At 57.5% G+C, this 11,618-nt stretch carries 10 protein-coding genes; 7 read left to right on the forward strand and 3 right to left on the reverse strand.

Annotated features, from left to right (window positions below; translation table 11 throughout):
* The 3 genes from HBN79_RS04945 to HBN79_RS04955 are packed head-to-tail and all read left to right on the forward strand — an operon-like array spanning position 1 to position 4,116.
* Positions 1 to 1,275, forward strand: a complete 1,275-nt coding sequence (locus HBN79_RS04945; RefSeq protein WP_094999932.1) for a YeaH/YhbH family protein — start codon at positions 1 to 3, stop codon at positions 1,273 to 1,275.
* Positions 1,272 to 2,834 carry a SpoVR family protein gene (locus HBN79_RS04950; protein ID WP_094999931.1) on the forward strand — a complete coding sequence of 521 codons (1,563 nt, stop codon included), beginning with the start codon at positions 1,272 to 1,274 and terminating at the stop codon, positions 2,832 to 2,834. The genes HBN79_RS04945 and HBN79_RS04950 overlap by 4 nt, the downstream gene beginning before the upstream one ends.
* A gap of 58 nt (positions 2,835 to 2,892) precedes the next feature.
* Complete coding sequence (locus HBN79_RS04955) at positions 2,893 to 4,116, forward strand: multifunctional CCA addition/repair protein (protein ID WP_094999930.1); 1,224 nt, start codon at positions 2,893 to 2,895, stop codon at positions 4,114 to 4,116.
* Positions 4,117 to 4,247: 131 nt separating this feature from the next.
* Here HBN79_RS04955 and folK read toward each other — a convergent pair whose 3' ends face one another.
* Positions 4,248 to 4,772, reverse strand: coding sequence for a 2-amino-4-hydroxy-6-hydroxymethyldihydropteridine diphosphokinase (folK, locus tag HBN79_RS04960; protein ID WP_095019497.1), 525 nt, complete (start codon positions 4,770 to 4,772; stop codon positions 4,248 to 4,250).
* Entirely contained in the window at positions 4,763 to 5,116 is a 354-nt protein-coding gene (gene folB, locus HBN79_RS04965; RefSeq protein ID WP_094999928.1) for a dihydroneopterin aldolase, read from the reverse strand. The genes folK and folB overlap by 10 nt, the downstream gene beginning before the upstream one ends.
* A gap of 74 nt (positions 5,117 to 5,190) precedes the next feature.
* Here folB and plsY point away from each other — a divergent pair, with 74 nt between their 5' ends.
* Positions 5,191 to 5,760, forward strand: coding sequence for a glycerol-3-phosphate 1-O-acyltransferase PlsY (gene plsY / locus HBN79_RS04970; protein ID WP_094999927.1), 570 nt, complete (start codon positions 5,191 to 5,193; stop codon positions 5,758 to 5,760).
* Positions 5,761 to 5,804: 44 nt separating this feature from the next.
* Here plsY and tsaD read toward each other — a convergent pair whose 3' ends face one another.
* The gene (gene tsaD / locus HBN79_RS04975; RefSeq protein ID WP_094999926.1) at positions 5,805 to 6,830 is read right to left on the reverse strand and encodes a tRNA (adenosine(37)-N6)-threonylcarbamoyltransferase complex transferase subunit TsaD; all 1,026 of its coding nucleotides are present in this window, start codon (positions 6,828 to 6,830) and stop codon (positions 5,805 to 5,807) included.
* A gap of 198 nt (positions 6,831 to 7,028) precedes the next feature.
* On the opposite strand from tsaD, the gene rpsU reads away from it, so the two are divergent.
* The 3 genes from rpsU to rpoD all read left to right on the forward strand — a co-directional run bounded on the left by rpsU (position 7,029) and on the right by rpoD (position 11,586).
* Positions 7,029 to 7,244 (forward strand): 30S ribosomal protein S21, encoded by a 216-nt coding sequence (gene rpsU / locus HBN79_RS04980; RefSeq protein ID WP_002551877.1) that lies wholly within the window; start codon positions 7,029 to 7,031, stop codon positions 7,242 to 7,244.
* A 471-nt stretch (positions 7,245 to 7,715) separates the two neighbouring features.
* The gene (dnaG, locus tag HBN79_RS04985) at positions 7,716 to 9,671 is read left to right on the forward strand and encodes a DNA primase (RefSeq protein ID WP_094999925.1); all 1,956 of its coding nucleotides are present in this window, start codon (positions 7,716 to 7,718) and stop codon (positions 9,669 to 9,671) included.
* A gap of 67 nt (positions 9,672 to 9,738) precedes the next feature.
* A complete protein-coding gene (gene rpoD, locus HBN79_RS04990; RefSeq protein ID WP_094999924.1) occupies positions 9,739 to 11,586 on the forward strand; it encodes an RNA polymerase sigma factor RpoD in 1,848 nt (615 codons plus the stop codon).
* Positions 11,587 to 11,618 lie beyond the last annotated feature (32 nt).

An 11,618-nucleotide genomic window follows, 5' to 3' on the forward strand; every position in this document is an offset into this window, starting at 1 on the left:
ATGAGCTATGTGATCGACCGACGCCTCAATGGCAAGAACAAGAGCACGGTTAACCGTCAGCGTTTTCTGCGTCGCTACCGTGACCACATTAAAAAGGCCGTAGAAGAGGCCGTGGGCCGCCGCTCCATTACGGATATGGAACATGGCGAGCAAATCAGCATCCCTGGCCGCGATATCGATGAGCCGGTGATGCATCACGGGCGTGGTGGCAAGCAAACCGTGGTTCACCCCGGCAACAAGGAGTTTACCAGCGGCGAACATATCCCCCGGCCCCAAGGTGGATCGGGAGGTGGCGGCGGCCCTGGCAAAGCGGGGAACTCCGGCGAAGGCATGGACGAATTCGTGTTCCAGATCACTCAGGAAGAGTTCCTCGAATTCATGTTCGAAGACCTCGAACTGCCCAATCTGGTCAAACGCAACCTGACCGGCACCGACACGTTCAAAACCGTACGTGCCGGTATCAGCAACGAGGGCAACCCGTCTCGTATCAACATCATTCGTACCTTGCGCTCAGCTCACGCTCGACGCATCGCGCTGTCCGGCAGCAGCCGGGCGAAACTGCGGGAAGCCAAGGCCGAACTGGAGCGATTAAAACGCGAGGAGCCCGATAACTTCGGCGATATCAAGACCATCGAGGCCGAAATCGAGAAACTCAGCGCCCGCATTCATCGCGTGCCATTTCTCGACACCTTTGACCTCAAGTACAACCTGTTGATCAAACAGCCCAACCCCAGCTCCAAAGCCGTCATGTTCTGCCTCATGGACGTTTCAGGCTCCATGACCCAAGCCACCAAAGACATTGCCAAACGCTTTTTCATCCTTCTGTACCTGTTCCTGAAGCGTAACTACGACAAGATTGACGTAGTGTTTATTCGCCATCACACCAGCGCACGAGAGGTGGACGAAGAGGAGTTTTTCTATTCCCGGGAAACCGGCGGCACTATCGTCTCCAGCGCACTCAAACTGATGCAGGAGATCATGGCCGAACGCTACCCCACCAACGAATGGAACATCTACGCAGCCCAAGCCTCTGACGGAGACAACTGGAACGACGACTCACCCATCTGCCGCGACATTCTGATCAACCAGATCATGCCATTTGTGCAGTACTACACTTATGTAGAGATCACCCCGCGCGAACACCAGGCGCTCTGGTATGAGTACGAACGCATCAGCGAGGCGTTTTCCGACACCTTCGCTCAACAGCAACTGGTCTCGGCCGGCGATATTTATCCGGTCTTCCGTGAACTCTTCCAGCGCAGGTTAGTGACATGACCGCCAAAGAGAATAAGCGCCAACCCATCTCCACCGGCTCAGAGTGGACCTTTGACCTGATCCAGGCGTATGACCGCGAAATCGGCCGCCTGGCTGGCCGCTATGCGCTGGACACTTACCCCAACCAGATTGAAGTCATCACCGCCGAACAAATGATGGATGCCTACGCATCAGTGGGCATGCCGCTGGGTTATCACCACTGGTCCTACGGCAAACACTTCCTTAGTACTGAAAAATCCTACACTCGGGGTCAGATGGGTCTGGCCTACGAAATCGTTATCAACTCAGACCCCTGCATTGCCTATCTGATGGAAGAAAACACCATCTGCATGCAGGCATTGGTGGTGGCCCACGCCTGCTATGGCCACAACAGCTTCTTCAAGGGCAACTACCTGTTCCGCACCTGGACTGACGCCAGTTCGATCATCGATTACCTGGTATTCGCCAAGCAATACATCATGCAATGTGAGGAACGCCACGGCATCGATGCGGTGGAAGACCTGCTCGATTCCTGCCATGCCTTGATGAACTACGGTGTGGACCGCTACAAAAGGCCTGACCCGATCTCTGCCGAGGAGGAGCGCCGTCGACAAAAGGAACGCGAAGAGCACCTGCAAAAACAGATCAACGACCTGTGGCGCACCATCCCCAAAAGCGCAGACAAGCTCAGCGAGAAGGACAACGCCCGTTTCCCCGAAGAGCCTCAGGAAAACATCCTCTACTTCCTGGAAAAACACGCCCCGCTGCTGGAGCCCTGGCAGCGCGAAGTTGTACGTATCGTGCGCAAAATAGCCCAGTACTTTTATCCGCAGCGGCAAACACAAGTGATGAACGAGGGGTGGGCGACTTTCTGGCATTACACCTTGATGAACGACCTGTACGACGAGGGCCTGGTGACCGAGGGCTTTATGATGGAGTTCCTCATTTCCCACACCAGCGTGGTGTTCCAGCCCGGCTTTGACAGCCCTTACTACAGCGGTATCAACCCCTACGCGCTTGGGTTTGCGATGTATTGCGATATCCGGCGCATATGCGAACACCCGACCGAGGAGGATCGTTACTGGTTCCCGGACCTTGCGGGCAGCGACTGGCTGTCGAGCATCAAATTCGCCATGAGCAGCTTCAAGGACGAGAGTTTTATCCTGCAATACCTCTCACCCAAAGTGATCCGTGACCTGAAGCTGTTCAGCATCATGGACGACGATCAAAAAGACGACCTGCTGGTGCCAGCCATCCACGACGAAAATGGCTACCGCATCATTCGCGAAACCCTGGCCGCGCAATACAACCTGGGCAATCGCGAACCCAATATCCAGATCTGGAGCATCGACCGCCGGGGCGACCGTTCACTGACCCTGCGTCACCAGCAACATGACCGCAAACCCCTGGGCGACTCCACCGAAGAAGTTCTCAAGCACTTACACCGCTTGTGGGGCTTCGACATCCACCTGGAAACACTGCAAGGCGACCAGGTCATGAAGGTCCACCATGTCCCGCCAAAAGGCGACCACGGCGAGATTGACCGCGGTCGCCTGGATATGGGAGCCATTCACCTGTAAAGCAGGCCTCCGTTAGCACGGCACACGCGCTATCCTGTCGCGCTAACGGAGGTTTTTTATGAAGATCTATAAAGTTGGCGGCGCAGTGCGCGATCGCCTGCTGGGCAAGCCTGTCACCGATATTGACTGGGTGGTGGTGGGCGCAACAGCCGAACAAATGCAGGCCTTGGGCTATCGCCCTGTTGGTTCTGACTTCCCGGTATTTCTTCACCCCAAGACGGGTGACGAATATGCACTGGCCCGCACCGAACGCAAAAGCGGGCATGGTTATGGGGGCTTTGTTTTTCACGCCAGCCCCGACGTCACCCTCGAAGAAGACCTGATCCGTCGCGACCTGACCATCAATGCGATGGCAGAGGACGAGGCTGGCAACGTAACCGACCCTTACCATGGCCAGCGCGACCTTGAAGCCCGCATTTTGCGCCACGTTTCCCCCGCATTCGCCGAAGATCCCCTAAGAGTACTGCGCGTAGCCCGATTCGCTGCGCGCTACGCCAGCCTGGGCTTCAGCATCGCTCCCGAGACTCTGGAGCTGATGCGCCAACTGTCCCGGTCCGGCGAATTGCAAGCCTTGACCCCGGAACGCTGCTGGAAGGAAATTTCCCGCGCCCTGATGGAAGATCAGCCTCAGGTTTTTATCGAAGTGCTGCGCAGCTGCGACGCTCTTGAAGTACTGCTACCCGAAGTGAACGCCCTGTTCGGCGTCCCTCAGCCCCCCGCCCATCACCCGGAAATCGACAGTGGTGTACATACCCTCAGCGTGCTGGAGCAATCGGCGCTGCACAAGCAACCGCTGACGGTTCGCTGGGCTTGTTTACTGCACGATCTGGGCAAGGGGCTTACGCCAGAGAAAGACTGGCCAAGGCATATTGCCCACGAACACAAGGGACTGCGCCTGATCAAGGCGGTCAATGAACGCTATAAGGTGCCGAGGGACTGTCAGGAGCTGGCATTGCTGGTAGGCGAATACCACACCCACGGCCATCGCGCCCTTGAGCTCAAGGCTTCGACGCTACTGGAATTGCTGCAGCGCTTCGACGTATACCGTCGGCCACAGCGGTTCGAGGAGTTTATCGTAGCGTGCGAGATGGACGCCAAAGGCCGCCTGGGCCTGGAAGACCGACCCTACCCGCAGGCCGACTACCTGCGCGGCGCGGCGCGGGCCGCCCTTTCGGTAGCGGTGCAGCCGTTACTGGAGCAGGGTTACAAGGGCCCCGAACTGGGCGAAGCACTCAAGCGCGAACGGCTCAAGGCACTACAAGCTTACAAGGATGCGGCGTAGTGCAAACCTTGTGGGAGCGGGCTTGCTCGTGATTAGGGCACCACGGTCTTACACTCAGACCGCATCGACGCCATCGCGAGCAAGCCCGCTCCCACAAAAAAGCAGCAACCTGCAGCCCATTCAATCGACTCTCAGCCCGCCAGCATCTCCAGCGGCGTCAAGGACTCCCCCCGCCACTCGAAGGCTGCAGGCGCAAGCACCTGCTCGATCTGCGCCTCGGCCCAAATCTGCGCAAGCGTCTTGCCCACACCGGGATGAACTTTGTCTGGGGCAATCAAAGACAGCGGCCACAACACAAAAGCGTTCTTGAGGATTTCGGCACGGGGCAAGGTCAAACCGTCAAAGTTGCCCACCAGATCGCCAAAGAACAACACGTCGATATCCAGCGGCAAACCTTTGCGATCTTGAGCGTAACGCCCGTTATCAGCTTCGATCAGCTTCAAACGACGACTTAACTCAACCAGTGGAAAATCGGTTTTTGCCGACACCACGAGGTTGAAAAACGGCCCGCTCTTGATACCCACCGGCTGGCTTTCAAACACCGCCGAACAGCGCATCTCCTGCAAGAATCCGCTCAGCGCTTCCAGCCCTGCCAGCAAGTGCTTTTCACGCTCGACATTACTGCCCAGCCCGAGATAAACCTGAGTTAGCGACATCCGCGCTCAATCTCCACGCCCACCCCAGTGGCCGCCGCAACTGCGCCGGGCTTGGTCAGCTTGAGGTGCAGCCAGGGGATAGTGAACTCACTCATCAACACTTCGGCCAGTCGCTCTGCAAAGGTCTCCACCAGCTGGAATTGAGCCTGCTCGGCGAACGCCTGAATTCGCGACGAAACGCTCGCATAATCCAGCGCCAACGTCAGATCATCGCCAGCCGCAGCTGGACGGTTATCCCACGCAAAACTCAGATCAAGGCGCAGACACTGACGGATGCCACGTTCCCAGTCATAAGCACCGATTACGGTGTCAACTTCCAGGCCTTCGATAAACACTCTGTCCAAGCACTCTTCTCCGCAGCACGACAAGGGCGCAAAGCGCCGTTAGAATCAGGGCGTCCTCGCCCGGAATAGTTAGCATGTTTTGGTTACTGGCGATCCTCGCCTACCTGCTCGGCTCTCTGTCCTTTGCCATTTTGCTCAGCCGCCTGACGGGAACCCCCGACCCGCGAATGAGTGGCTCCGGCAATGCCGGCGCAACCAACATGTTGCGTCTGGCCGGCAAAAAACTTGCCGTCCTGACCTTGCTCGGTGACCTGTGCAAGGGGCTTTTGCCCGTCCTGCTGGCCAACCAACTGGATCTCTCGCTCCAGGACCAGGCCTGGATCGGCGGCTGCGCCGTTGTAGGTCACATGTACCCTGCCTACTTCCGCTTTCGCGGCGGCAAGGGTGTCGCCACGGCGGCCGGCATGCTGCTGGGACTGTATCCCCCTGCTGCACTGTTGGCAGTCGCCGCATGGCTGCTGACCTTCCAGCTGACCCGTACCAGCTCACTGGCGGCGTTGATCGCCACTCCCCTGACCCTGCCATTGCTGGCCTGGCAAGAGCCTGCCGCGCTACTGCCAATGAGCGCCTTGACGGCGCTGATTGTATGGCGCCATCGCGGCAATTTACGCGACCTGATGGCCGGGCGCGAACGGCATTTCTGAATCTTGCCCGTGAAAAATCTTCACGCCGGCTCCAGCCCCCATTCTCACAGGGGCTGCAGCTGCTCCATCGGCCAGCGTGCCTGCACGCTGATCGCCAATGATTCGTGCTGACCGGCCTGCAAGCGCTGACAACCCGCAAACGCAATCATCGCGCCATTATCCGTGCAAAATTCCGGACGGGCGTAATACACATTGCCCTTCATCTCACCGAGCATTTTCTCAAGGGAAACGCGCAGCGCCTTGTTGGCACTCACCCCGCCTGCAATCACCAGGCGCTTCATGCCTGCATGCTTCAAGGCACGCTTGCACTTGATGGTCAGCGTTTCAACCACGGCCTGCTGGAACGCCAGGGAGATATCGCAACGGGTCTGCTCAGTGTCGTCGCCCTCTGCCACACAACGCTGCCAGGTGTTCAGGGCAAACGTCTTGAGGCCGCTGAAGCTGAATTGCAGGCCCGGACGGTCTGTCATGGGCCTGGGGAAGACAAAGCGTCCTGCAACGCCCTGGGCGGCCAACCGCGCGATCTCAGGGCCACCCGGATAGTTAAGCCCCATCATCTTCGCGGTCTTGTCGAACGCTTCACCCGCGGCGTCATCCAGTGTCTCGCCCAGCAACTCGTATTGGCCGATGCCATCAACGCGAACCAGCTGCGTATGACCGCCCGAGACCAACAAAGCGACGAACGGAAATTCCGGAGGTTGCTCTTCCAGCATAGGGGCCAGTAAATGGCCTTCCATGTGATGCACGCCAAGGGCCGGAATGCCCCAGGCAAACGCCAGCGCCTGAGCGCAAGAAGCCCCAACCAGCAGGGCTCCAACCAATCCCGGGCCCGCCGTATAGGCAATTGCGTCGATCTCGGTAGGCACACAGTCGGCCTCGGCCAGCACCTGACGAATCAACGGCAGCATTCGCTTGACGTGATCTCTGGAAGCCAGCTCCGGTACCACACCGCCATAGGCGCGGTGAAGGTCGATCTGACTGAACAGTGCATCGGCCAAAAGCCCGCGTTCACTGTCGTATAGCGCGACGCCGGTTTCGTCGCAGGAGGTTTCTAATCCCAGTACTAGCATGGGTTTACGCCTTGTAGAGGCTAAATTCGAAGGCGCGCATAATAGTCGCCACTCCCGCCCCCGGCCAGCGGTTTTCGATCAGAGGCTTTGCATTCCGGGCGATGAGGGGTTAACATCCGCAACCCTTAAAAACCGACGTCTTCCAACGCGATTTTGCCTTGAGACGTTGACCCCGGTAATGAATGAAGGTAGCTCTGGATGCCAGCCGTCAAAGTAAAAGAGAACGAACCCTTCGACGTAGCTCTGCGTCGTTTCAAGCGCTCCTGCGAAAAAGCCGGTGTTCTGGCTGAAGTTCGCAGCCGCGAATTTTACGAGAAGCCGACTTCTGAGCGTAAGCGTAAAGCAGCAGCTGCTGTTAAGCGTCACGCGAAGAAAGTTCAGCGCGAGCAGCGCCGCGCCGTTCGTCTGTACTAATACACAGACGTTCGTTGCACGCTTCTGCCAAGCCCGGCCTAAAGCCGGGCCGTAGGCAGTTGTTGCAAGTTACATGCTTTATCGTCAAGGCCGCAGATGCGACCGCGACAAGCGTTACAACACGTCAGACCTGGCCTAATAGCCAGCGGTGCACGTCTTTACTGACGAGCCTTCCAAGGCTACCGACGAGCACACCTCTCTGATTATCCTTAAAGACGATCAGCCCAAGGCACCTCTCCAGTGCCTGCTTATGAGCTATCCGAGACCAGCCATTGGTCAGTGCCGGACTCAGAGCGTGACATTTATCGATCCCGTCGACTCTGATTAATATGAGTAGAGCGGATTTCGACAGATACACTTCCCCGAGATAATTGAGCAGACGCCCCACGATCGAGCAGAGCTTTTGCCTGCACGCACGATGACCAAGCTCTTTATTCGGACCCAATTCTGCGCAGTGATGACGAGAACGCCATGGCCGGGTTAATCCCCCAGAGCTTTATTGACGACCTTCTGAACCGTACCGATATCGTCGATGTCGTCAGCTCGCGCGTGCAAATGAAGAAAGCTGGCAAGAACTACACCGCCTGCTGCCCCTTCCACAAAGAAAAAACCCCGTCGTTCAGCGTCAGCCCGGACAAGCAGTTCTATTACTGCTTTGGCTGCGGCGCTGGCGGTAACGCCCTCGGCTTCATCATGGACCATGACAACCTGGACTTCCCCCAAGCTGTCGAAGAACTGGCCAAAGCTGCCGGGATGGAAATCCCACGGGAAGAAAGCGGCCGGGCGCACAAACCTCGGCAACCGACTGACTCCCCGCTATACCCGCTTCTTACTGCAGCTGCTGACTTTTATCGCCAGGCCTTGAAAAGCCATCCGGCACGAAAAGCAGCGGTGGACTACCTGAAAGGCCGAGGCCTGACCGGCGAAATCGCTCGCGACTTCGGCTTGGGCTTTGCGCCACCAGGCTGGGACAACCTCTACAAACACCTGAGCAGTGACACGCTGCAACAAAAAGCCATGATCGACGCTGGCCTGCTGGTCGAAAACGCCGAGACCGGCAAGCGTTACGACCGCTTTCGCGACCGGGTAATGTTTCCGATCCGCGACAGCCGTGGCCGCATCATCGCTTTTGGTGGCCGGGTGCTCGGCGACGACAAGCCCAAATACCTGAACTCCCCGGAAACCCCGGTCTTTCACAAAGGCCAGGAACTGTACGGGCTGTTCGAAGCACGCAAGTTCAATCGCAGCCTCGACGAAATCATCGTGGTTGAAGGCTATATGGACGTCATTGCCCTGGCCCAGCAAGGCCTGCGCAATGCTGTCGCGACACTGGGCACCGCTACCAGCGAAGAGCACATGAAGCGCCTGTTTCGTGTGGTGCCCAGCGTGCTGTTCTGTTTTGACGGCGACCAGGCCGGCCGCAATGCGGCATGGCGCGCACTTGAAGCCACGCTGCCCTGCCTGCAGGACGGGCGCCGCGCACGCTTCCTGTTTTTGCCCGAAGGTGAAGACCCGGACACCCTGGTGCGCTCTGAAGGCACCGATGCCTTCAAGGCCCGTATCAACCAGCATGCCCAGCCGCTGGCAGACTACTTCTTCCAGCAATTGACCGAAGAAGCCGACCCTCGCTCGCTCGAAGGCAAGGCCCATATGGCCACGCTGGCAGCACCGCTGATCGACAAAGTCCCGGGCGCCAACCTGCGGACCCTGATGCGTCAGCGCCTGAGCGAAATAACCGGCCTTACCAGCGAAACCGTCAGCCAGCTGGCACAAAATACGCCCGCAAAAATCCAGGCACAGCCAACCTATGACCCGGGCATTGATTACGATGCAATGCCCGACTACAGCGACTTCCAGCAACCGGACATGTACATCCCCCAACAGGAATGGACCCCGAAAAAGACCGGCGCTGGCGGCAAAAAGTGGGAAAACAAACCCTGGGACAAAAAAGGCAAGCGCGGCGCCGAACGCGAGCAGGCCTGGATCCCGGTAGGTGTTGAACCCCCGACCCTGACAGCCCTGCGCACCCTGCTGCATCACCCGCAACTGGCCAAAAAAGTTGAGGACGCCGGGCACTTTGCTGCAGAAGACCAGACTAATAATCAACTACTGATTGCTCTGGTCGAGGCTGTACAGAAAAATCCTAAGCTAAGCTCTATTCAGCTACTGTCCCGCTGGCACGGCACTGAACAGGGCCGTTTGCTGCAAAGACTGCTGGAAAAGGAATGGCTAATTGATGCCGATAACCTTGAACAACAGTTTTTCGACACCATAACTAGCCTGTCAGCTCGCCAACGCGAGCGAAATCTAGAGCAACTTCTTCGAAAAGCACGTCAAGGCGAGCTAAGTAGCGAGGAAAAAAATCAGTTACGCGACCTTTTAAGTCGCAATAATCCTGCATCAAACCCGACCTCAACTGGCGCGTGAGGTCATAGCTAAGGTATAATCCTCGGCTTGTTTTTTGCCCGCCAAGACCTTCAGTGGATAGGGTGTTATGTCCGGAAAAGCGCAACAGCAGTCTCGTATCAAAGAGTTGATCACCCTCGGCCGTGAGCAGAAGTATCTGACTTACGCAGAGGTCAACGACCACCTGCCCGAAGATATTTCAGATCCGGAGCAAGTGGAAGACATCATCCGCATGATTAATGACATGGGGATCCCCGTACACGAGAGTGCTCCGGATGCGGACGCCCTTATGTTGGCCGATGCCGACACCGACGAAGCAGCAGCTGAAGAAGCGGCTGCAGCGTTGGCGGCAGTAGAGACCGACATTGGTCGTACTACCGACCCTGTGCGCATGTATATGCGTGAAATGGGCACGGTAGAACTGCTGACACGTGAAGGCGAAATCGAAATCGCCAAGCGTATCGAAGAAGGCATCCGTGAAGTGATGGGCGCAATCGCGCACTTCCCTGGCACGGTTGACCATATTCTCTCCGAGTACACTCGCGTCACCACCGAAGGTGGCCGCCTGTCCGACGTTCTGAGCGGTTATATCGACCCGGACGACGGTATTGCGCCGCCCGCAGCCGAAGTACCTCCTCCTGTCGACACCAAGGTGAAAGCCGAAGGTGATGACGAAGAGGACGACAAGGAAGATTCCGGCGAAGACGAGGAAGAGGTCGAAAGCGGCCCTGATCCGATCATCGCGGCCCAGCGCTTTGGCGCTGTTTCCGATCAGATGGAAATCGCTCGCAAGGCCCTGAAAAAGCACGGTCGCGGCAGCAAGCAGGCAATTGCCGAGCTGGTTGCACTGGCTGAGCTGTTCATGCCGATCAAACTGGTTCCGAAGCAATTCGAAGGCCTGGTTGAGCGTGTTCGCAGCGCCCTGGAGCGTCTGCGTGCACAAGAGCGCGCAATCATGCAGCTGTGTGTACGTGATGCACGCATGCCGCGCACCGATTTCCTGCGCCTGTTCCCGGGCAACGAAGTCGACGAAAGCTGGAGCGATGCGCTGGCCAAAGGCAAAAGCAAATATGCTGAAGCCATTGGTCGCCTGCAACCGGACATCATCCGTTGCCAGCAAAAGCTCTCTGCTCTGGAAGCAGAAACCGGCTTGAAGATTGCCGAGATCAAGGACATCAACCGTCGCATGTCGATCGGCGAGGCCAAGGCCCGCCGCGCGAAGAAAGAAATGGTTGAAGCCAACTTGCGTCTGGTGATCTCCATCGCCAAGAAGTACACCAACCGTGGCCTGCAGTTCCTCGATCTGATCCAGGAAGGCAACATCGGCTTGATGAAAGCGGTAGACAAGTTTGAATACCGCCGCGGCTACAAATTCTCGACTTATGCCACCTGGTGGATCCGTCAGGCGATCACTCGCTCGATCGCCGACCAGGCCCGCACCATCCGTATTCCGGTGCACATGATCGAGACGATCAACAAGCTCAACCGTATTTCCCGTCAGATGTTGCAGGAAATGGGCCGTGAACCGACCCCGGAAGAGCTGGGCGAACGCATGGAAATGCCTGAGGATAAAATCCGCAAGGTATTGAAGATCGCTAAAGAGCCGATCTCCATGGAAACCCCGATCGGTGATGACGAAGACTCCCATCTGGGTGACTTCATCGAAGACTCGACCATGCAGTCGCCAATCGATGTTGCTACCGTTGAGAGCCTTAAAGAAGCGACACGCGACGTACTCGGCGGCCTCACAGCCCGTGAAGCCAAGGTACTGCGCATGCGTTTCGGTATCGACATGAATACCGACCACACCCTTGAGGAGGTTGGTAAACAGTTCGACGTTACCCGTGAGCGGATTCGTCAGATCGAAGCCAAGGCGCTGCGCAAGCTGCGCCACCCGACGAGAAGCGAGCATTTGCGCTCCTTCCTCGACGAGTGACAACAAAACCCCCGGCCCTGCCGGGGGTTTTG

The organism is Pseudomonas sp. WS 5051, assembly GCF_012985715.1.
GTDB classification, from domain to species: Bacteria; Pseudomonadota; Gammaproteobacteria; order Pseudomonadales; family Pseudomonadaceae; genus Aquipseudomonas; species Aquipseudomonas bubulae.

What these genes read in the sequence shown, in the direction of transcription:
- HBN79_RS04945 (WP_094999932.1), top strand. Translation starts at nt 1, where the DNA reads ATGAGCTATGTGATCGACCGACGCCTCAATGGCAAGAACAAGAGCACG.
- HBN79_RS04950 (WP_094999931.1), top strand. Translation starts at nt 1,272, where the DNA reads ATGACCGCCAAAGAGAATAAGCGCCAACCCATCTCCACCGGCTCAGAG.
- HBN79_RS04955 (WP_094999930.1), top strand. Translation starts at nt 2,893, where the DNA reads ATGAAGATCTATAAAGTTGGCGGCGCAGTGCGCGATCGCCTGCTGGGC.
- folK (WP_095019497.1), bottom strand. Translation starts at nt 4,772, where the DNA reads ATGTCGCTAACTCAGGTTTATCTCGGGCTGGGCAGTAATGTCGAGCGT.
- plsY (WP_094999927.1), top strand. Translation starts at nt 5,191, where the DNA reads ATGTTTTGGTTACTGGCGATCCTCGCCTACCTGCTCGGCTCTCTGTCC.
- tsaD (WP_094999926.1), bottom strand. Translation starts at nt 6,830, where the DNA reads ATGCTAGTACTGGGATTAGAAACCTCCTGCGACGAAACCGGCGTCGCG.
- rpsU (WP_002551877.1), top strand. Translation starts at nt 7,029, where the DNA reads ATGCCAGCCGTCAAAGTAAAAGAGAACGAACCCTTCGACGTAGCTCTG.
- dnaG (WP_094999925.1), top strand. Translation starts at nt 7,716, where the DNA reads ATGGCCGGGTTAATCCCCCAGAGCTTTATTGACGACCTTCTGAACCGT.
- rpoD (WP_094999924.1), top strand. Translation starts at nt 9,739, where the DNA reads ATGTCCGGAAAAGCGCAACAGCAGTCTCGTATCAAAGAGTTGATCACC.